The following is a 19643-nucleotide window of genomic DNA, read 5'->3' as shown; positions in this document are numbered from 1 at the left end:
GCGAGACGGGACGTTCCCCGAGGAAGCGCGCCGTCGGTTCCTTGGAGGAACGCCCGTCCTGTTCCCTCGGGGAACGGCTGTGATGGGCTTGCACGCCGAGCGTGTTCGTGCCGAGGGCCACGACATCAAGGACGAGGACGTCGCACGGCTGCCGCCGCTCAAGCACCGGAATGTGAACTGCCTGGGCCGTTACAGCTTCACCGCCTCCCAGCCGGTCGACGGGCTGCGGCCTGATCAGCTGGAAGCCGAAGGTGCCGGCCGCCTCGTCCTTCAGAACCTGGAGCGTGATCTCCCCAGGATCGAATGCCATGGAGGGCAGCGGCGCATGGCGCTGAGGACCGTCTCTCGTGACACTGTCGTGCTCCACCGATATCTGGCAGGTCACCTCCCCGAGGAAGGTGCCGCCCCGGAAGGCTCACACGGTCACCTGGTGCAGCCCCGGCGTCGGGGCCTTCAAGCGGAAGCGCAGCACATCCGAGTCCCGGCCGGGCACGACGTGCAACTCCTGCTGCAGCTCATCGACGACCACTAGACCAGGAGCGTGGATGGTGATCAGTACTCGGGCCCCGTCAGGAGGGAGGAAGAGGGGGCGCAGCTGAACACCCCGCCCATCCCGCCCACTGCCCCGGACGATTTGTACGTGCAGGGGCACTTCCCGCCCGGGGGAGGTCTGCTCGGCCAGTTCCGCAACCAGCCGGCGGGGCTCCGCCGTCGGCGTCGTCAGCGTCCTCGGCGGAAGCGGGCCACTGGCGTCGGAGTCGTCGGTGTGCGTTCGGGTGGCATCCGTGTTGGAGGCGGGGGTGGACGTCCCGTCGGGCGACGGCTCCAGCTGCCGGGGATCCTGGCGGACGGGCACCGACCCGATGGGGCCCTGGACCCCGCCCAGGCGGCCCTCGTTGAGAAGGTCGAGGGCCTGTGTCTCCATGTCGACGGTGGCGAGTTCACCACGGGCGGCCATGGCGAGGAGCCGGGCGACACGGTCCTTCTCGTCCTGCCTGCCCTCCTCGCGGATCTTCTCCAGGAAGTCCTTGGCCCCGTCCGGATCGGCCGCCGGCATGAAGCTGAGCTGCTCCAGCTCCCCGCCCTGCAGCATGTGCCGGAACTCTTCCCGACGCAGCCGGGGCACCTTGGCCTGGCATGCGCGTCGCGCCCCTCTTCGGCGTGCCCGATGGTCCGGTCATCCACCCGCAGGCGGACGTACAGCCGTACCCGCAGGCCGAGTTCGGAGCCCAGGTCGGCCCATCGACCGCCGGCGCACTCACGCGTGATGGCGCGGTTGGCCTGCTCGGCCTCGGTCACCCGGTAGGTCGTCGTGACCTCGCGCAGCCGCTCCCGCACCGGGGAGGTGAGCCGGCCCGCGACATCGGTCACGACCTCGAGCGCGGCCAGATAGGGATCGCTCACGGTCCACTGGATGTCCACCTCGGCCTTGAAGAAGGTGCCGCCGGCGGCCGGCAGCTCCATCTGCAGCGGCGCCACATAGGTGCCGAGGGCGATCTCGCAGATGATGTACGGCCGGGCCAGCGCCCGCTTGTCGACGTGCTGGACACCGGAGACGGTGACCACGCTGTAGCCGCCGCTCCGGTAGAAGAGCACCGACGCCCGCTGCGCGTTCACCTGCGGGAATCCGCGCGTCGGCGCGTACTCCCGCAAGAACGGGCCCGCGGGCCCTGCGCCTCCGGCCGCTGCGTCCTCGTCCTCAGCCATACCTTTCCTCCCCGCGCGTCCGCGTCCGCTCCGGCGGCACGACGGTGAACCACCACAAAGCGCCTGCGCGGAGAGATGGAGCAGCGCGGCGACCAACTCCCGCTCGTCCAGTGCGTACAGCCTCAGCTGCTACCACCGGTCTGCCGGCGAGCACCGACTCTCCACGACTCAAGACCGTGGCCCGGTTGTCTCCCGTTGCCGTCTGCAAGAGGGCCCGCGCCGCCAAATTCTCCCACTTCGCGTCCACCAGCCCCCCTTGCTCACCTGACTCTCAAGGCAACAGCGGGCGGCGCGGCAGTTGTCGCCCGGTCGTCGGTGAACAGCACGCGTTGTGGGTCGCCGGCGTCGGTGGCTTCCAGGGCCTGCAGGTAGGCGGCCGGGTCGGGCTTACGGACGGCAAGGACGCGGGCCGGGGTGCCGGCCCAGGGTCTGGGCCCAGAACGCCAGATCGCTCAGCCGGCCGACATCGTATGCCTCGCGTGCGCTCCAGAAGGCGTTACAGCGTCGGGGCGGTGGTCGCGGTGCTGAGGGTCAAGGGTGGGCTTCTCCAGGGCGCGGTGGGACAGGGCGGCGACGAGTACGGCGGGCAGCGGCAGTGCGGTGGACAGGGTGGTGAGGCCGGCGAGGGCACCGATGAGGACGGGCCCTGCGAACAGGCTGCCTAGCGCGCCCTTCGGGGCGGGGTGAAGACGTAGAAGTCGAGGATGTCGGGGCAGGGGGCGATGCCAGGGCCGCCGGCCTGTACCCAGGCGGCGATGTCCTCGGTGGCATCGGGGTCGTTGACGAGGCCGAGCCAGACCGGGCGGGCGCCGGCGGCGCGCCCGGCGGCGGAGGGCTGAACGACGATCACGTTGGCGTGTTCGCATACGTCGAGGCAGGCCGAGATACGTACGGGGGCGGACTCTGCCAAGCGCGCGGTCTGCTGAGCGTGATCGACTCCAATCACCTTCGGGCTTCCGCAGCAGCAGTCCCGGCAGACCACCATGCGACACGGTGCCGGTTCGGCTGGGGTGTGCTCTGTGCGGCCTTCCTCAGGTCGCTGCCGAGACGTCACTCGTCGTGCTCCTCTTCCGGAAAGATCCATCCTGGGCGGCCGGCCGCAGGAAGCGGATCACGGGGTGGCCGGGGTCGTGGGTGACTTCGGCGCGGACGCCGTAGACCTGCTCGATGAGTGCGGGGGTGAGGACCTCGGCCGGGGTGCCTTCCGCGACGGCGCGGCCGTCACGCAGGACGAGCACGCGGTCGCAGTACATCGCGGCGAGGTTGAGGTCGTGGAGGGCGACCACTGTGGTGACCGGCAGGCTCGCGACGAGATCCAGCAGGTCGAGCTGGTACTGGATGTCGAGGTGGTTGGTGGGTTCGTCGAGGAGGAGTTCGCGGGGTTCCTGGGCGAGGGCGCGGGCGATCTGGGTGCGCTGGCGTTCGCCGCCGGACAGGGTGTGCCAGGACTGACCGGCGAGTTCGGTCAGTCCTGTGCGTGCCAGGGCTTCGGTGACGGCCTCGGTGTCGGCGGCCGTGGGCGGTATCCATGCTCGGCGGTGGGGGATGCGGCCCAGGGCGACGACGTCTTGGACGGTCAGTTCGGTTTGGGTGTGGGCGTGCTGCTCCACGGTGGCGATGCGACGGGCCGTGGCCCGGCGGCCGACCTCCGGCAGCGGGTGTCCGTCCAGGGTGACGACCCCGGCAGTGGGTGCGAGGGTCCCGGCGAGGAGTCTCAACAGTGTTGATTTCCCTGAGCCGTTGGGGCCGAGCAGGCCGACGGTCTCGCCGGGCCTCAGTGTGAGGGTGACGCCGTCGACGAGCGCCTTGTCGGCGATGCGCCGGACGACGCGGTCCGCGTGCAGGCTGGTCATACTCTTCTCCGTCCGCGGTAGAGCACGGCTACGAACGCCGGCACACCGATCAGGGACGTCACCACGCCCACCGGGACCTCCTGGGGGTCGAGGACGGTACGGGCGACGGTGTCCACCCACACCATGAAGACCGCTCCGGTCAGCGCCGTGACTGGCAGGAGGCGGGCGTGCCCGGAACCGGTGAGGGCTCGGGTCGCGTGGGGCAGGACCAGGCCGACGAAGCCGATGGCTCCGGCACAGCTGACCAGGGCTGCGGTGAGCAGCGCGGTCACGCACAGCAGGATCAGCCGGGTGCGGGCGACGCGGACTCCGAGTGAGGCGGCGGTCTCCTCTCCGAAGGCAAACGCGTCCAGGGTACGGGCGTGGCCGAGACAGACCAGGAGGACGACGGCCAAGGCGACCGTGCAGAGCAGCACCTGGTCCCAGTCGGCGCCCGTGAGGGAACCCAGCATCCAGAACAGCACTCCCCGGGTGGTCTCAGCGTCGGCGGAGGTCAGCACGATGAACGAGGTCAGCGCGGAGAACAGTTGCATGGCCGCGACCCCGGACAGCACCACACGGTCGACACTGTCGCCGAGGATGTGGCTGAGCAGCAGCACCAGCACGAAGGAGAGCAGCGCGCCGAGGAAGGCGCCCGCCGACAGAGACACGACTCCCCCGCCCACCCCCAGCACGACCACGGCGACTGCTCCCGTGGACGCACCGGAGGACACCCCGAGCACGAACGGATCGGCCAGCGGGTTGCGCAGCAGCGACTGCATGACGGCCCCGCACACGGCGAGCCCTGCCCCGCACACGGCGGCGAGCAGGGTCCGGGGCATACGCAGGTTCCACACGATGCCGTCGCGCAGCGGTGCCAACGTGCTGTCCCCGAAGCCCAGATGGGCCGCGACGGACGCCCACACGTCGCCCGTGGAGATGTCGGCGGGCCCGATCGTCACGGCGACGGCGACCGACGTGAGCAACGCGACCAGTCCGCCGCCGGTCATCAGCAGGAGACGGGTGCTCACTTGGCGAGCCCGAAGTCCCGCAGCCCGGCGGCGACCTTCTCGATCCCTTCGACCGTACGGATGGACGGGTTCATCGCCTGCCCGCTGAGCAGGACGTACCGCTTCTTCTTCACCGCGGTCAGGTTGCGGGTGACGGGGTTGGTCTCCAGGAAATGGATCTTGGCCTGCGCAGTCTCCGCGGTCTGCTGCTTGCGGGTCAGGTCGCCGATCACGATGACGCCGGGGTCGCGGTCGGCGACGGTCTCCCAGCTGATCTGGGGCCACTCGTCGTGGGTGTCGGCGAAGGCGTTCTTCGCGCCGACCGCGCGGGTGATGGCGCCCGGCGCGCCACAGCAGCCGGCCAAGTAGGGCGACTGGGAGTTGGCGAACCAGTACATGAGGGAGACGCCGGAGGCGTGCAGCCCGGCGGTGGCTTCGCGCACCCGCTGCTGCAGCTCGGCGACGAGTTTCTCGCCGCGTTGCTCGATGCCGAACGCCCGTGCCAGGTCACGTATTTCGTCGTACATGACGTCGAGCGTGAGCGATGTGCTTCGCGATCCGTCGCCACCGTCGTCGTTGTCCTTGCCCGCCGAACAGTCGGAGGGCGAGACGTACGTCGGAACGCCCAGCTCCTCGAACTGCGACCGAGTGGCTACGCCACCCTTGCCGAGGGTGGAGACGAACGACGCGGTGACGAAGTCGGGTTCGGCGTCCAGGACCCTCTCGAAGGAGGGCGCGTCGTCCGCGAGCCGTGGCACGGACGCGTTGGCCTTCCCCAGCCTCTTCATCACCGGGTCGGTCCAGGTCGCTGTGCCGGCCATGCGTTCGGCGAGACCGAGGGAGAGCAGGATCTCCGTGGTGCCCTGGTTCAGGGAGACGGCCCGCTTCGGGGCCGACTTCAAGGTGACCTTGTGGCCGCAGTTGTCGATGGTCACTGGGTAGCCCGCGGCGGCGGACTTCCCGGGGTCATCGGTGCCGCTCTTCGAGCCGCCACAGGCGGTGAGCAGCAGGGCGGACGCGAGGAGAAGTGCGGGGGTGCGGAGCACGGGCATGCCTCGGGGTCGGGGCTCGTACGCGGAGCCTGGCCTACGGACGTCCCTCCGCGCGGGGCGCGAAGGTGCCAGCAGGTATTCGGACTCGGGTTCGTCCGGACAGGGCGCCTTCCCGGTCTCCCAGTGGCGTTCTGTGCCCCGCCCGTCCCCCTCACCGCTGCGCGTCAGTTCCGGATTCGCACCGGATTCCCTGGCCTCGGGTGTGGCTCGACTGGCCTGATGAGGCTATCAAGCCCGTCGTAAGGTCAGTTCGTGCGATCGGTCACTGGATACGGGACGAACGTGCTGGTGTTCTCGTCGATCCGCAGGGACTGGCCGAGTGGCGGTGCTGCGCTCTGGGGGCAGACGGTCTCGTAGCCGAGGCCGTAGCGGTCGGTGAGGCGTTCGATGTCGTAGCGTTCCTCTTCTGCGGCCGAGTGGCAGGCGGTGTACGGCAGAATCAGCGCCGCCGCGAAGTAGTGGGCGATGCCGATGCGGGCCAGGTCACGGACGGAGGAACCGGGCGGGAAGTCCTCGCCGGCCTGACGGTCCAGTTCGTCGCCGTATTCGAGCAGGGCGAGCTGAGTGGCCATGCGGAACGCGCGCTGGCCGGGACGCAGGCGTGTGGACAGGAACAGGGTCCGGCTCGGCTCGTCGTAGTGGTGCAGGCGCTCGCCGGTCTCGGCCGCCAGTCGCACACCATGCCGATCGGTGAGGCGCGCGCCGAGGGCCCTTGCGACCTCGCCCGGGCGGACGCCGATCTCCTCGGCCAGCCGTTCCGCCGCGAGGTCGGTGTCGTGCAGGTAGTTCTGGCGGCGGTAGAAGAAGTCGCGGATCTCCTCGTGCGGCGAGCGGGAGGCCTCCCGCCCGGCGTCCCGACCGTCGGCCGTACCGGCGAGCCGTTCGGCCAGGAGCTGGTTGCGGCGGCCGAGATCGAGCAGGACCTGGGCAACGCCGGGCATGCGCGCGGCGAGGTCCGTGAGGTCGGACGGTGACACCCGGGCCTCGGCGAGTTCGCCGACCAATGCCTCGCGCAGATCAGCCACCAGCCTGCTCGTGTCACGCTCCGAAAAGAAGGCCGGGTCGACGCCGAAGGTCTCGGTGAGCCTGAGCAGGACCGGCACGGTGAGCGGGCGGGAGTCGTGCTCCATCTGGTTCAGATAACTGGGCGAGATGCCGAGGACTCGGGCCAGCTCGGCCTGGCTCATCCGGCGTTCCTCGCGCAGCCGCCGCAGCCGTGCTCCCGCGTAGATCTTGCTCACCGCGCTCCTCACGTCGCCGGGGACGGACGATCGTCAGCGTAGGCGACGAACGACCCGCCGCCCCCTTCGCGAACTTGGCAAAAGGCGCTGTGAAGATTCGCAGAAGTCAGCAGACATCCATGCTTGATGGCACTCAGTGCCAGTGTCAGAGTTTCAGTGCGGCCCTCCGGACCTTCGGCAGCAGGAGCACAACACCGGGCGCGATTCATGCCCTGACGTCGGAGAACACGGCCGTGATGCCCGCCTGCACGGCAGCATTGCTCAATTCCGCCCAGGGACGGGATAGCGGAGTACGTCCGGACACCCAGATCCACACCCACATGTGCTACGCCGAGTTCGGCGACATCGTCCGGGCCATCGACGACCTCGACGCCGACGTCATCAGCCTGGAAGCCGCCCGCTCGCACATGCAGGTCGCCCGCGAACTCGCCGACCACGGCTACCCGCGCGAGGCCGGACCCGGCGTCTACGACATCCACTCCCCGCGGGTGCCGAGCGCGGACGAGGCCGCCGAACTGCTGCGCATCGGGCTGAAGGCCATCCCGGCCGAACGGCTGTGGGTCAACCCCGACTGCGGCCTGAAGACCCGCGGCTGGCCCGAGACCCGCGCCTCGCTGGAGAACCTGGTCGGCGCCGCCCGCGCGGTCCGTGAGGAACTCTCCGCGTCCTGACGCAGGCCCCACCGGCCGGGGGAGGAAGCACCTGCCGTCCTCCCCCGTACAGCGTCACGCCCCGCCACCAAGGTGCTGACGGATCCCACGGGAGTGTGCGGAGGAATCGAGGAGTTCTTCGACGAGCGCCTGGCCGCTTGGGAGGCGGCCGGCATCAGTCACGACAGGTTGGTCATAGACCCGGGACTGGGCTACTTCCTGGGCGGCGGCCCCGAACCGTCGCTGAGGACTCCGGCCGGTCTCGAACGGCTGAAAGCCCGCTTCGACGTACCGGTGCTCATCTCCCCCTCCCGGAAGTCGTTCCTGCGGACGCTCACCGGGAGCGGCCTTTCCGGAATCGGTCCAGCCACACTGACGGCGGAGCTGTATGCCGCGCGCAGCGGCGCGGACTTCATTCGCACACACGACGTCGCCGCCCTCCGCGACGCGCTCACGGTTTTCGAGGCCCTGGAATCGGCCAAGGAGAGCGGCTGGTCATGCGGCGGGGCTGCCGAGGTCGGTGATCGCCTGGTCCTGGTACTCGGCGGAATGCCCCTTGGTCTAGACGAGTCATTCCGATGTGGTCAGTGGTCATAAGCGATCAAGGATCGTATGACGGGCTGGCCGGTCTTGTGGTTGTGCCAGATCGCGGCGGCCATCGCGAGGATGCGTTGGGCGACGCGGACGGCGACACCTTCGAAGGTCCGTCCACCGTGCCGTTCCAGGTCGAGCTGGCCTTTGAGGGTGTCGTTGACCGACTCGATCAGCTGTCGCACCGACTTCAGGAGGCTCTCGCCCCTGCGCTTCTTCTCGCGCTTGAAAGAAGGACGCAGCAACTCCGCGCCCCGGAAGGCCAGATCGGCCTCGAACTCCTTGGAGGCGAAGCCTTTGTCTGCGATCACCAGCAGGCTCGGCCGGTCCGTGGACAGGTGCGGTTCGCGGTCCAGCATCGCCGACAGCACCTCCCGCTCATCCAGTTTCGGGTTCGCCAGTGCCCACAGGATGGGCATCCCGGTCGGGGTGCATACCAGGAACAGGCGCAGGCCCCAGAAGAACCGGGAGTGCGAGGCGCAGTACCCGTATCCGGCCCAGCCGGCCATGTCCGACCGCTTCACCGTCGGACGCGAGCGGCCGCACTCCACCGGTGTGGAGTCGATGATCCAGTGGTTGTCGAACCAGAAGTCCGTATCGACGGCCAGCAGTCGTATTGCCCTCTTGACCAGTGGCAACGCTGCCCGCAGCCGCTTGTTCCAGCCCGGCTGCCTGGGCACGTACGGGAACATCGCTCCCAGTCGGGAGTCCACGAACCGCAGCCAGCGCGACTCCGAGGTGAAGCCCAGCAGCGCCTGGGCGACGGCAAGGGTGACCAGCTCAGAATCCGTCAGCTGCGGCGGTCGGCCAAGCCATCGGCTACCTCCGATCTCGTCGTCGATCTTCACGTACAGTGCGGTCAGCAGGGCGTCTAGGTTGTTCGTCACACAACGAATCTTGGACGCCCTGTCTGCGTTCCCAGACACACCGTCAGCATTCGGAATGACTCGTCTAGGTGTCGAGGATCGCGCGGCGCGATTCGCCCGGTTCCGGGAGCGAGACGGTGCAGTCGGCTTCTGGGCCGTCGAGCATCCGTCCCGGTGTCCACGTACTGCGTGACGAGCGCGTCACGGCTCTCCACCGCGCGGAATGATGGACATCACCGCCGTGTTCGAGGACTCGGTGCGCCCGATCGCCGACGCCGGGCTGGGCAGCTTCGTGGAACCGGGCAGCGCGCTGAGGCCGGATCTGCCGACCCGCAGCTCCTGGTCTCGCCGCAGGACACCCGCACTGCCCGGCCGTCCTCGCCCTGAACCCGCCTGACACCCGGAACATCCGAAGACGCCGCGTGCCGTCGTCCCGCACACTCACGCCCTTCCCGTGCGCCGTTCATGAACCCTTTTTCCGGGCCGGGTGAACCTGAACGGCACCGCGCACGTAATGCTCTTCGTCCGCCCCAGTCGGACGATGACGGATCGGCGGATTTCTTGACGGGCAGGAGGAATGGTGCAGCGTTCGCTGAACATGGTGGGCGGTATCTTCGTAGGGGGCGCGCTGGCCCTGACACTTGGCGCACTGATCTACCCGTCGATGCTCGGAGTTGACACCGTGTCGACCTCGAACGACCGGATCATTGCCAACACCCAGTGGGGGCCGTTGACCGAGGGGGACAGGGCCTTCGTGGTGGCGGTGCGCGCTGCCGGCCTGTGGGAGCACCCGGTGGGGCAGATCGGGCTCCAGAAGGGACAGAGCAAGGGGGTCCTCACCGCCAGTCAGCACCTGATCGACGGACACGCGGCGCTGGACGCGACCTGCCGCAAGATCGCGCCGATGCTGAACGTGACGCTGCCCAACGTGGCCAGTCCGCAGCAGGAAGGTTTCGTCACCACCCTCAAGGCGGACAGCGGCAAGCAGTTCGACATCGACTTCGCCAACATTCTTCGCCAGACGCACGGTTCGATCTTCAACACCGTGGCAAAGATCCGCTCGACGACGAAGAACACGCTGGTGCGCGCCCTGGCCGACCAGGCCAACGACACCGTCCTGGATCACATCACGGTGATGGAGAAGACCGGCCTGGTCGACTTCGACACCACGCTGTTCAACCAGACCACCCCGCCGAAGCTGCCCAAGTCGGACATGACCCCGCCGGTCCCGCCGGCCGGCCAGGCCCCGATCGTCCTCGCTCCGCCGCCGAACCCCACGTCCACCCCGGTGGACCTGGGCCCGGCCTTGAACGGCCAGTCCGCCAACGGCGGGTAGGCGCTGTTTCTCGGATCTCCCGACGTGAGTGGGCTGTGGGCGTCAGGCTGGCTGTATGGGTCGTGGGGATCTGGCGAATGCGGAGTGGGATCGGCTGATGTCGTTCTTGCCTCGTAGTGATGCGTGTGTGGGGCGGTGGAGTGATCACCGTCGGTGATCGGCGGGGTGCTGTACCGGGTGCGGACGGGTGTGCGGTGGAGGGACCTGCCGGAGCGGTTCGGGCCCTGGGAGACGGTCTATAGACGTCATCGCCGATGGTCAGCCGATGGAACCTGGGCGATGCTGCTGCCTCACATCCAGGCTGCCGAGGACGCCGCGGGCGGCATCGACTGGGACGTGTCGGTGGACTCGACAGCGGTGCGGGCTCACCAGCATGCAGCCGGCTCGAGGAAGGCGCCCCCGGCTGGCGGTTGTCAAGGAAGTCGAACCCCAGATGGGCATCGTGGTGTCCGCCAGGATCGACCTCTCCCAAATGATCGTCGACCCAGGGCTGGGCTTCACCAAGACCCGCGAGAACGACTGGACGCTGTTGGCGGACCCCGTCGGGCCGGTCCTGGAGCACGATGGAGTTCGACTTCCTCCTCAAGACCCGCGCCGGCCCGGACAGCATCGCCTCGGAGGAGCGGACGGGATGACTCCGGAGGATGCGACCGCCTGGGCACTGACCAGGCTCAACACGGCTCTCTACCATCATTACGACCGCCGCGAGCACGCCGCGGTACTCGAATTCCTCGCCGCCGACGCGCTGTACGAGGTGCACGGACGCGAGCTGCGGGGCCATGCCGAGATCCTGGAGGAGCTCAACGCCCGCCTCGGCCCCGAGGTGACCATCCGCCACGCCGTGGCCGCCCAGCACTTCCCCGCCATCAGCGACACCACCGCCCAGGGAACCATCACCCTGCTCGGATACGGCGGCCACATCTTCGAACTCTCCGATCACTACCGACTCGACAACGGGCGGTGGAAGATCGCCCACCTCGCCGCACGTCAGATCCTCGCCCCGGCAACCAGCTGACGGTCCACACGGCGGAGCGCCGCCTGACGGCAGATGCCTCCACCGTCGGGCATGCCACGGCCCGGCCGGGGCTCGGCCGTCGGCCTGGCACGCGAGGGAGCCCTGGTCGCCGTGCGCTACGCGCACAACGAACAGGCCGCGCAGGAGACCTCCGCACTCATCCACGTGAACGGCGGCCGGGCGTTCACCATCGCCGCCGAACTCGGCGCCCCTTCCTCATCACCCAGCGGGCCCTCGGACTGATCCCCGACCGAGGGCGCGTCATCAACATCTCGTCCGGCCTGACCCGGGTCGCCACCGGTATCACGGACAACGGAAACGCGATCTTCAAGATCCCCGAGGCTCGCGAGCGGATGTCGCAGCTGTCGGCGTTCAAGCGCGTCGGTGAGCCGGAGGAGGTCGCCGACGTCGTCACCTTCCTCGCCACCGACCAGGCCCGCTGGATCACAGGAGCGTTCATCGACGCCACCGGCGGCAGCCTCCTCGGCCAGACCGGACCGCCCCGGCACCGGGCGTGCAGGCACGCACCCCGGTGCCTTCGACACCTGCGCCATGTTCGCTGCTCACACCAACAACGAGTCCACTTGAGGCCAACGAAATCCGATGCAACAAGGCCGGGTTGACCGTCGGGACGACAGGATGGTCCCCAACGCCGCGTTCCCGAAAGCAGTGGTCGAGACATTCTGCGCCACCATCAGTGGGGGCCGAACCCAGGCCCCATCCCCAAGGTCAGCTCTTGCTGTTCGGGGCGGGGGCCACGGGGCCTGCCGGGGCGGCGCGGAGCATGGCCCTGTAAAGGGCCTCGTGCTCGGGCGAGGCGGGCAGCGGGCCCCGGGCGGGGGCCTCGAAGGACTGGACGAACAGGGCCACGACACGGCGCCAGGCGTCGGGCGCGGCGTCTCCGGTCGCGTTGACGACGCCGGCGTTCGCCATGTGGAGCAGCACCAGGTCCGAGGGGTCGAAGTCCTCACGCAACCGGCCGGTCTCCTTGGCGCGGCCGATGAGCCGCACCATGCCCTCGTACGCCTCGTTGCGGCGCGCCTCCAGCGCCTTGGCGGTGGGGAAGGTCGTGGTCAGCACGTCGGCGAAGCCGTAGTCGGCGGCCTGCATCGCGCAGGCGGCCTCGATGTAGCCGACGAAGCCGTGCCAGGGGTCGGGATCGTCCAGGGCGACGGCGACCGCGTCGGCGTAGGCGTCCATACGGTCGGCGAAGACGGCGGCGACCAGGTCTTCCTTGGCCGGGAAGTGGCGGAAGATCGTGGCGATCCCGACACCCGCCTCGCGGGCCACCGAGGCCATGGAGGCGTTGAGCCCGTCGCGCGCGAACACGCTGCGCGCGGCCGCGATGATCCTGCCCCGGTTGCGCTCGGCGTCGCTGCGCAGCGGCTGAGCGGCGGTGTCGTCAGGATTCCGGGCGCCAGGAGTCATACCGACAGTCTAGCAATCGGAAGGACCTATCCATTTTCCGTGGTACGGTCGACACGTCGAACCGGTAAGCCCTATCCGGATCTAGAATCGGATAGGGCTATCCAAATTACTCGCCTCCCTCACCGAGGCTTTGCGAAAGGATCGCTGTGAGCAGCATCGCCATCGTCGGAGCCGGCCCCCAGCTGGGCCTGGCCATCGCCCGCACCTTCGGCACCCAGGGCTACGACGTCGCCCTCGTCTCCCGCAACAGCGAGAAGCTCGACGACCTCGTCGGCACGCTCACCGCAGAGGGCATCACCGCCGCCGCCTTCCCGGCCGACGTCCTCGACCGCGACGCCCTCGCCCAGGCACTGAAGGACGCCGCGGCACGGTTCGGCGGCATCGACGTGCTGGAGTACTCGCCGCTGGGGACGTTCGGCCAGGTCGTCCTGACCACCCCGGCCGAGAGCGACTACTCCCACATCCAGCACGAGATCGAGTTCCAGCTGTACGGGGCGATCGCCGCGACCAAGGCCGTACTGCCCGCGATGCGCGAGGCCGGCACCGGCACCCTCCTCTACACCACCGGCGCCGGCTCCCTCGACCCCCTGCCCGTGGTCGGCAACGTCAACGCCGCCGCCGCGGCACTGCGCAACTGGGCGGTCAACCTGCACAAGGAGCTCGACGGCACCGGCGTCCAGGCCGCCCACATAGGCATCGACGTGTCGATCGCCGTCTCCCTCATCCCCGGCCAGCCAGTGATCCAGCCCGAGGACATCTCCCCCGTCTACTGGGACCTGCACACCACCCAGCGCGACCAGGCCGAGCTCATCTTCAAGGGCTGACCACACCGGCTTCTCCCGCCGAACCCTGGTCGCGCCGCGGCGTGCGAGCGCCGCGGCGCGACCGAAGTGAAAGCTCCTCCGCTCCGATGAATATGTCGCCCGTACTGACATCGCTGGCCGCCACGGGCATTGTGGTGATCATGGTTCTGGCGATGGGCTTCCATGCCCGTCGCAAGGAACCCTCAGGCATCGCCTTCAACGCGGTACTGCTCATCGTCGCGGCCATCGTGATGTGGGGCCGCTTCGGGCCGCACGCCTCCTGACCGACCCGACTCCCCCTACGGCGGCGGCGCACGGCAACTGCCCCGGGGGCCGCCCCCCTTCCCGCTTCCCAGCCAAACTCAGCAACACCACACAGGAGTTGAAGGTGGAGTTCGGCATTCTGTCCCTGTCCGATCTGCAGACGGACCCTGCGACGGGTGCTCAGCACGACGCCGCTCGCCGCATCCGCGAGATCATGTCCTACGTCGTCGCCGCCGACCGCGCGGGCCTGGACGCCTTCGGTCTCGCCGAGCACCACAGCCCGGACTTCGCCGTCGCCAACCCCGCCGTCATCGACCTGAAGAACTACGACGACGTGTTCACGGAGAAACTGCGGCTACTCCTCGCCATCCGCGAGAACCCCGCACAAGTCACCTGGTCTGGGCGCTTCCGCCCAGCACTGGACTGCCTGCCCGACCCGCCACGCCCCCTCAGGCCCAACTGCCTCTGTGGCTCGGCGTCGGAGGCACTTCCCCCAGCGTGGAACGCGCCGGGCATCTCGGTCTGCCCATGGTTCTCGGCCTCATAGGCGGCGACATCCGCCGAGCGGCTCAAACTCGCCGTCTCCACCCACTTCTATGTCGGCACGACATCCCAAGGCGCGCGCGACGACCTCTTCCGGCGGCATGCCCGCCCCCATGGTCCACGACTCCATCGAACTCCTCGCCACCGAAGTCGCCCCCGCCATCCGCAAGGAGCTCGGCGTCCCGACAGGACCGACCACAGTGTGAACACCGACAAACCGGCCCTCTCACTCACTCACTCACTCACTCACTCACTCACTCACTCACAAGGAGCAAACAGCCATGACAAAAGCCACCGACCTGTCGGTCACCCACCTGCCGCAGGCCGAGCCGCTGTCGTCCGCCCCCCCGCTCGGCACACCTCGCCGAAGCGTTCAGAGACGCTCTGATCCGCATGCGCGACGGCAAGGACCTCCCCGCCGAGGACCTCGACGTGACCACCGGCCTGCTGGAGATCGTGCAGGCGACCAACGGCGTGTCCCTGGCAGCGGCCATCATGCCGATGCTCAAAGAAGTCTTCCAGGGCAGTCGGGAAGGCGACGCCTCCGAGGAACCGGGAGTCTCGCCCACGTCCAGCCCGGCACCCTTTCGCCGTGTCCAGACGCCCCCCGAACCCAGGTGGTGGTGACCCTTACCGCACACGCAACGGCTTGGCCGTCGACGAGGCTCAAAGCGCCTTGTCACCCGACACATCCCATCCCTTTTCACAAAGGATCGCTGTGAGCAGCATCGCCATCGTCGGAGCCGGCCCCCAGCTGGGCCTGGCCATCGCCCGCACCTTCGGCACCCATGGCTACGACGTCGCCCTCGTCTCCCGCAACCCCGACAAACTCGTCACCACCCTCACCGCCGAAGGCATCACCGCCGCCGCCTTCCCCGCCGACGTCCTCGACCGCGACGCCCTCACCCAGGCACTCAAGAACGCCGCAGACCACTTCGACGGCATCGGCGTCCTGGAGTACTCCCCGGCCGACTCGCTCAAATCCACCACCCTGACCACCCCGGCCCACATCGAGCCGTCCCACATCCAGCACGAGATCGAGTTCCAGCTCTATGGGGCGATCGCCGCCACCAAGGCCGTACTGCCCGCCATGCGCGAGGCCGGCACCGGCACCCTCCTCTACACCACCAGCGCCCGCTCCATCACCCCCCAGCCGCCCACCGCCAACACGGACGCCGCCATGGCCGCCCTGCGCAATTGGGCCCTCAACCTGCACAAGGAACTCGACGGCACCGGCATCCAGGCCGCCCACATAGGCATCGCCGCGACGATCGGCACCCCCACCTTCTACGGACAGCCATGTGCCACGGCCGATCAGATCTCCCCCGTCCACTGGGAACTTCACACCACCAAGCGCGACCAGGCCGAACAGATCTTCAAAGGCTGACGCAACACCCGCTGACCAGAGCCCTCTCTGCCGGCGAAGACCGACACGCTCTCTGCACTCTCGAAACAGGATCCATCACGTCAGCGAACGCACTATCGATACCGCTTGGACGACGACGGATCGTGCTGTCAGGACCACACGCATCATGACCCGAGAGCGTGCGCCGAGAAATTCATGTTCCATTCCGACATCCCCAAGATCACACCGCGGCTTTCAATGCTTCCGATCAAGCCGAACACACACGTTCAAGCTCCGCGTGTATCGGGCGGGCAGGCGATCGGCAACGGCCAGCCATCCCTCGAACCCGCACAGCACGACTCATATACCTCTTCGCCGACCCGCACGGCGCGATCCCCGGAATCAGCGAGCGCATGCTCTCCAACCGCCTCGCCGAACTCGGTGCCAGGGAACTCACAGTGCGCGAGGTTGACGAAGGACCACCCGTTCGAGTGTTTTACCGCTTCACGGAAGCAGGCACGACGCTGGAACCCACGCTCAGCGCACTCTCACAGTGGGCGGAGACCTATCTACTGGAAGGCGACCAGTAGGGACGACCGGTACTGTCCCTTGAGAGGTCGTTGCATTCGTCTTCGGCTTCGCGGATGGCGAGCCCACTCGGCAAGACCCTCTGCCCACATCGGGCTGACACCGGTACACCACCGCTCGGCCGACCCGAGGAACGTGAACGCCGTGTGCTCGTAGGAACCGCGCCGGTTCCCGGCCCATGCGCAGCGCCGGATGACCAGGGTTGCGGTCATGTCGGCGCTCTTCAGATCCTTGCTCGACGGAAAACGACTGCTGCTGGTGGCGGACAACGCGGGCTCGTCGGACCAGGTGCGGCCACTGCTCCCTTCGTCATCCGTCTGCTTCACGATCGTCACGAGCAGGAACCGGCTGGGCAGTCTGACGGCTGTGGACGGGGCCACACACTTGCCCATCAGGCCGCTTGACACACCCGAGGCGGTGGAACTGTTCTCGCGCCTGTCCGGTCACCGGGACACGGACGGCGCGACACAACTCGTGGTGCGCTGCGGCCGCCTGCCTCTCACCGTCAGGATGGCGGCCCGGCAGGCGAGTTCCGACGCCAGTCTCACGGCACTTCTCGAGGAGCTGACAGGCGGTGGGGATCGGCTCGAAGCACTTTCCGCACTGGACGAGGAAATGGAGGTTCGCACGGTGTTCTCATGGTCATACCAGCAACTGCCCCCAGCGACCGCCAGGGCTTTCCGGCTGCTGTCGCTCCACGCCGAACCGGATTTCTCTGTACAGGCCGCTGCCGCCTTGACGGCCCTTTCCGAGACCGAGACGCGGCGCGTCCTGCGCAGGCTGACGGCCGTCAACATGCTCGAGGAAACGGGAGAAAGGCGTTATTCGTACGCGAGCTGTCGTTCTATCTGCGGATGGCGGACGCCGCCGACCGCGTTCTGGTCCCCGAACGACAGCACGTTCCTCTCGACCGCGGAGAGTACGAGGGAAACGCGTCGTTCGCCGATCCCGCCGCGGCCCTCCGGTGGTGCGACGCCGAACTGTCCAGCCTGGTCCCCGCCGTGCAGCAGGCTGTCGAACTCGGTAGGGACGAGATGGCCTGGAAGCTTCCCGTGGCACTCGTCTACTTCCTGCGTCTGCGCGGGCACAACAGCTACCGACTCGAACTGTCGACGACCGCGGTCGAAGCCTCACGACGGTTGCGTGATCGGTGGCCGGAAACATGGAGCCTGATCTGTCTCGGTGGTGCGGAATCGGACCTGGAGCGCCACGAGGACGCCCTGGTGCATTTCACCGAGGCGCTGCGAGTCAGCCAGGACATCAACGACCGACGGTGGGAGGCCACGAGCGCCTACAACGTCGCTTGGACGCTGCGTCTCATGGGACGGTACGAGGAAGCTCTGCACCGCCGGCGCGAAGCATTGGCGATCCGTCAGGAAACCGGTGATCGTCGCGCTGAGCCGATCACCCTGAGCGAGATCGGCGCGCTCGAATTGAACCTCGGCCGCCCCGCTCAGGCGTACGAGGAGTACGAGCGGGCTCTCGCCGGCGCGCGCGAGACGGCGGATCTGCCCACAGAGGCCAAGTCCCTGCACGGGCTGGGTGACGTCTGCAAGGCCCAGGGACGAACGAGTGAAACGATCGGCTGGTACGAGCAGGCTGTCACGGTGCGGCGCCGGGTCGGCGACCTGCTGGGTCTGGCCCGCTCACTCATGGATCTGGGCGGGCAACTCGCCGCTGTCGGCAGGGCAGCCGTCGCCCGGGAGGCACTGGTCGAGGCGGTCGCGGTTCTCGACACTCTCCGTGACCCGATGGCCGAGGACGTCAGGCGGTGCCTCGCGGAGCACTACGGCGAGGCGCATAGGGATCCCCCCGCCACGGGATGAGACCGCCGACCCCAGTTCCCGTACCAAGCGCTCTGCCAGGCTGGCTGCAACCCCGCCGCCCTGGTCGAGGCGATCGTTCGAGCGGCCGCCGCGCTGCTGCGCGCGCCCGCCCGGGGCGAGGACGGCGACACCCTGTTCGGTCACAAAGAGTGGACCAACAGGGGCGGTGAGCGGTGAGGCCGAGTAGGCCGAACGCCGGGACAGCCCGGCGTTCGGCCCAGCGGTCCATCTGGTGCTCTGGATCGCCGGGCCGGGCGGCTCATCTCGTTCTCCGTCGCGAAGAGTCTGAGACTCCCCGGGACGTTCGCCCATCACGGAGACTTCTGTCCCAGCCTCTTGACCCGCCGGGCGGGGAAGTGCACAGTCTCTCGTTAATACGCATTAGGTAATACGCATTAACGGCGCCGCCGACAGAGCCGGACCCTGCCCCGAGGGGGGAGTCGCTGTGGAACCCAGGAAGCGGCCCGGGCGGACGCCCGCTCCGGCCGGGCGTACGTCACGGCCCCGGCAGGCCGAGGTGGCCCGGCTCGCGGGAGTGTCCCAGGCGACCGTGTCCCTGGTGCTCTCCCCGAAGCCCGACGGCAAGGCACGCATCATCTCCGAAGAGACCCGCCGACGGGTCCTGGAAGCGGCCCGCAGCCTCGGCTACGTGCCCGACCCGGCCGCCCGCCGCCTGGCCGCCGCCCGCAACAACCTCCTCGGCGTCTTCAGCTTCACCGCCACCTTCCCCACCGACGTCCAGCACTCCTACTACCCCTTCCTGGTCGGCGTGGAGCACGAGGCGGCGGCACTCGGCTACGACCTGGTCCTGTTCACCGGATCGAGCACCGGCGGGGCCGGGGCCACGGTCCCCGACGCCCTGAGCCGGGTCCGGCTCGCCGACGGCTGTCTCTTCCTCGGCCGGCACACCCCCCGCGCCGAGCTCAAACGGCTCGTCGAGGACGGCTTCCCGGTCGTACACCTGGGCCGCCGCGAGGAACTGGACGGCGTGGCCTGGGTGGGCGCGGACTACGTCGAAGCCACCCGTGACGTCGTGGGCCACCTGACCGGGTCGGGGCACCGGCGGATCATCCTCGTCCGCGAGGACGACGACGCGCCCGCCTCCGCGGACCGTCAGCGCGGCTTCCTGGAAGGACTGGAAGCAGCGGGCCTGCCGGCCGGGCCCGCGACCGTCTTCCGGTCCGCCGATCCGCTGCGCGACCTCACGCCCGAACGGCTGCGCGCCTGGGCCGACGAAGGAGTGACGGCCTTCGTCGCGGAGGAGACCGACACCGGAGCGGCCTGGCGGGGCCTGCTCTCCGCCGTACGCGAGGCGGGCCTCCACTGCCCCACCGAGGTGTCCCTCGCCCTGCTCGGCAGCCCACCCTCCGACCTGGCCAGCGAACCCCTGCCGACCGGATTCGGCATCCCCCGACCCCAGTTGGGCGCCGCCGCCGTACGACTGCTCACCGCACTCATCGCGGGCGAAGACGCGCGAGAACCACTCGTCAGTTGTGTCTTCCGCCCGGGCCTGACGACCGGACCGCCGCGTCCCTGTCCCTGAGCA

23 protein-coding genes, 4 pseudogenes and 1 riboswitch are annotated in these 19643 nt (G+C 68.7%); of the genes and pseudogenes, 18 read left to right on the top strand and 9 right to left on the bottom strand.

The window, feature by feature from the left end:
• Nucleotides 1–415 precede the first annotated feature (415 nt).
• The gene (locus OG568_RS41560; RefSeq protein WP_329535242.1) at nucleotides 416–1093 is read right to left on the bottom strand and encodes a hypothetical protein; all 678 of its coding nucleotides are present in this window, start codon (nucleotides 1091–1093) and stop codon (nucleotides 416–418) included.
• A gap of 1093 nt (nucleotides 1094–2186) precedes the next feature.
• Between OG568_RS41560 and OG568_RS41555 the strand changes: the two genes are divergently transcribed.
• Nucleotides 2187–2372 carry a hypothetical protein gene (locus OG568_RS41555; protein ID WP_329535241.1) on the top strand — a complete coding sequence of 62 codons (186 nt, stop codon included), beginning with the start codon at nucleotides 2187–2189 and terminating at the stop codon, nucleotides 2370–2372.
• Here OG568_RS41555 and OG568_RS41550 read toward each other — a convergent pair.
• The 5 genes and pseudogenes from OG568_RS41550 to OG568_RS41530 form a co-directional block, all read right to left on the bottom strand.
• Nucleotides 2369–2692: a (2Fe-2S) ferredoxin domain-containing protein gene (locus OG568_RS41550; protein ID WP_329535240.1), complete on the bottom strand. Its 324-nt coding sequence runs from the start codon at nucleotides 2690–2692 to the stop codon at nucleotides 2369–2371. The two genes, OG568_RS41555 and OG568_RS41550, sit on opposite strands and share 4 nt — an antisense overlap.
• A gap of 46 nt (nucleotides 2693–2738) precedes the next feature.
• Nucleotides 2739–3560, bottom strand: a complete 822-nt coding sequence (locus tag OG568_RS41545) for an ABC transporter ATP-binding protein (protein WP_329535239.1) — start codon at nucleotides 3558–3560, stop codon at nucleotides 2739–2741.
• Entirely contained in the window at nucleotides 3557–4570 is a 1014-nt protein-coding gene (locus tag OG568_RS41540; RefSeq protein ID WP_329535238.1) for a FecCD family ABC transporter permease, read from the bottom strand. Before OG568_RS41540 ends, OG568_RS41545 begins: the two co-directional genes overlap by 4 nt.
• Nucleotides 4567–5601, bottom strand: coding sequence for an ABC transporter substrate-binding protein (locus tag OG568_RS41535; protein ID WP_329535237.1), 1035 nt, complete (start codon nucleotides 5599–5601; stop codon nucleotides 4567–4569). Before OG568_RS41535 ends, OG568_RS41540 begins: the two co-directional genes overlap by 4 nt.
• A gap of 53 nt (nucleotides 5602–5654) precedes the next feature.
• A riboswitch (cobalamin riboswitch) is annotated at nucleotides 5655–5832 on the bottom strand.
• Between the two features lie 110 nt (nucleotides 5833–5942).
• Nucleotides 5943–6842: pseudogene (locus tag OG568_RS41530) on the bottom strand (ImmA/IrrE family metallo-endopeptidase); the annotation flags it as partial.
• Nucleotides 6843–7126: 284 nt separating this feature from the next.
• Between OG568_RS41530 and OG568_RS41525 the strand changes: the two are divergent.
• Both OG568_RS41525 and OG568_RS41520 read left to right on the top strand, forming a co-directional pair.
• Nucleotides 7127–7513 (top strand): annotated as a pseudogene (locus tag OG568_RS41525) (5-methyltetrahydropteroyltriglutamate--homocysteine S-methyltransferase); the annotation flags it as partial.
• A 39-nt stretch (nucleotides 7514–7552) separates the two neighbouring features.
• A pseudogene (locus OG568_RS41520) lies at nucleotides 7553–8089 on the top strand (dihydropteroate synthase); the annotation flags it as partial.
• On the opposite strand, the gene OG568_RS41515 reads toward OG568_RS41520, so the two are convergent.
• Nucleotides 8077–8970 carry an IS982 family transposase gene (locus OG568_RS41515; protein ID WP_329530528.1) on the bottom strand — a complete coding sequence of 298 codons (894 nt, stop codon included), beginning with the start codon at nucleotides 8968–8970 and terminating at the stop codon, nucleotides 8077–8079. The pseudogene OG568_RS41520 and the gene OG568_RS41515 sit on opposite strands and share 13 nt — an antisense overlap.
• Nucleotides 8971–9172: 202 nt before the next feature.
• Between OG568_RS41515 and OG568_RS41510 the strand changes: the two genes are divergently transcribed.
• From OG568_RS41510 to OG568_RS41485, 6 genes and pseudogenes are all read left to right on the top strand, one after another.
• Nucleotides 9173–9346: a hypothetical protein gene (locus OG568_RS41510; RefSeq protein WP_329535236.1), complete on the top strand. Its 174-nt coding sequence runs from the start codon at nucleotides 9173–9175 to the stop codon at nucleotides 9344–9346.
• Between the two features lie 180 nt (nucleotides 9347–9526).
• Nucleotides 9527–10285, top strand: coding sequence for a DUF4142 domain-containing protein (locus OG568_RS41505; protein ID WP_329535235.1), 759 nt, complete (start codon nucleotides 9527–9529; stop codon nucleotides 10283–10285).
• 153 nt (nucleotides 10286–10438) lie between these two features.
• Nucleotides 10439–10678: pseudogene (locus OG568_RS41500) on the top strand (transposase); the annotation flags it as partial.
• Nucleotides 10679–10718: 40 nt separating this feature from the next.
• A complete protein-coding gene (locus tag OG568_RS41495) occupies nucleotides 10719–11300 on the top strand; it encodes a YybH family protein (RefSeq protein ID WP_329535234.1) in 582 nt (193 codons plus the stop codon).
• A 51-nt stretch (nucleotides 11301–11351) separates the two neighbouring features.
• Nucleotides 11352–11543: a hypothetical protein gene (locus tag OG568_RS41490; RefSeq protein ID WP_329535233.1), complete on the top strand. Its 192-nt coding sequence runs from the start codon at nucleotides 11352–11354 to the stop codon at nucleotides 11541–11543.
• The gene (locus OG568_RS41485; RefSeq protein ID WP_329536591.1) at nucleotides 11519–11923 is read left to right on the top strand and encodes an SDR family oxidoreductase; all 405 of its coding nucleotides are present in this window, start codon (nucleotides 11519–11521) and stop codon (nucleotides 11921–11923) included. The genes OG568_RS41490 and OG568_RS41485 overlap by 25 nt, the downstream gene beginning before the upstream one ends.
• A 106-nt stretch (nucleotides 11924–12029) precedes the next feature.
• On the opposite strand, the gene OG568_RS41480 is transcribed toward OG568_RS41485, so the two are convergent.
• A complete protein-coding gene (locus tag OG568_RS41480; RefSeq protein WP_329535232.1) occupies nucleotides 12030–12728 on the bottom strand; it encodes a TetR/AcrR family transcriptional regulator in 699 nt (232 codons plus the stop codon).
• 146 nt (nucleotides 12729–12874) lie between these two features.
• Between OG568_RS41480 and OG568_RS41475 the strand changes: the two genes are divergently transcribed.
• From OG568_RS41475 to OG568_RS41445, 7 genes are all read left to right on the top strand, one after another.
• Nucleotides 12875–13552: an SDR family NAD(P)-dependent oxidoreductase gene (locus OG568_RS41475; protein WP_329535231.1), complete on the top strand. Its 678-nt coding sequence runs from the start codon at nucleotides 12875–12877 to the stop codon at nucleotides 13550–13552.
• A gap of 86 nt (nucleotides 13553–13638) precedes the next feature.
• The gene (locus OG568_RS41470; RefSeq protein ID WP_329535230.1) at nucleotides 13639–13815 is read left to right on the top strand and encodes a DoxX family protein; all 177 of its coding nucleotides are present in this window, start codon (nucleotides 13639–13641) and stop codon (nucleotides 13813–13815) included.
• A gap of 104 nt (nucleotides 13816–13919) precedes the next feature.
• Complete coding sequence (locus tag OG568_RS41465) at nucleotides 13920–14342, top strand: LLM class flavin-dependent oxidoreductase (RefSeq protein WP_329535229.1); 423 nt, start codon at nucleotides 13920–13922, stop codon at nucleotides 14340–14342.
• Between the two features lie 49 nt (nucleotides 14343–14391).
• On the top strand, nucleotides 14392–14544 hold the full coding sequence (locus OG568_RS41460) for a hypothetical protein (protein WP_329535228.1): 153 nt from the start codon (nucleotides 14392–14394) through the stop codon (nucleotides 14542–14544).
• Nucleotides 14545–14731: 187 nt separating this feature from the next.
• Entirely contained in the window at nucleotides 14732–14965 is a 234-nt protein-coding gene (locus OG568_RS41455) for a hypothetical protein (RefSeq protein ID WP_329535227.1), read from the top strand.
• A 91-nt stretch (nucleotides 14966–15056) separates the two neighbouring features.
• A complete protein-coding gene (locus OG568_RS41450; RefSeq protein WP_329535226.1) occupies nucleotides 15057–15725 on the top strand; it encodes an SDR family oxidoreductase in 669 nt (222 codons plus the stop codon).
• A gap of 293 nt (nucleotides 15726–16018) precedes the next feature.
• Nucleotides 16019–16273, top strand: a complete 255-nt coding sequence (locus OG568_RS41445; RefSeq protein WP_443077907.1) for a winged helix-turn-helix transcriptional regulator — start codon at nucleotides 16019–16021, stop codon at nucleotides 16271–16273.
• Here OG568_RS41445 and OG568_RS41440 read toward each other — a convergent pair.
• Nucleotides 16253–16606, bottom strand: coding sequence for a hypothetical protein (locus OG568_RS41440; RefSeq protein WP_329535225.1), 354 nt, complete (start codon nucleotides 16604–16606; stop codon nucleotides 16253–16255). The genes OG568_RS41445 and OG568_RS41440 overlap by 21 nt on opposite strands.
• 519 nt (nucleotides 16607–17125) lie before the next feature.
• Here OG568_RS41440 and OG568_RS41435 point away from each other — a divergent pair.
• Both OG568_RS41435 and OG568_RS41430 read left to right on the top strand, forming a co-directional pair.
• Complete coding sequence (locus OG568_RS41435) at nucleotides 17126–18097, top strand: tetratricopeptide repeat protein (protein WP_329535224.1); 972 nt, start codon at nucleotides 17126–17128, stop codon at nucleotides 18095–18097.
• Between the two features lie 445 nt (nucleotides 18098–18542).
• Nucleotides 18543–19640: a LacI family DNA-binding transcriptional regulator gene (locus OG568_RS41430; RefSeq protein ID WP_329535223.1), complete on the top strand. Its 1098-nt coding sequence runs from the start codon at nucleotides 18543–18545 to the stop codon at nucleotides 19638–19640.
• Nucleotides 19641–19643 lie beyond the last annotated feature (3 nt).

It is taken from the genome of Streptomyces sp. NBC_01450, from assembly GCF_036227505.1.
Lineage (GTDB): Bacteria > Actinomycetota > Actinomycetes > Streptomycetales > Streptomycetaceae > Streptomyces.
The sequence above is the reverse complement of the archived record's forward strand: the minus strand, read 5'-3'. Positions and strand labels throughout refer to the sequence as shown.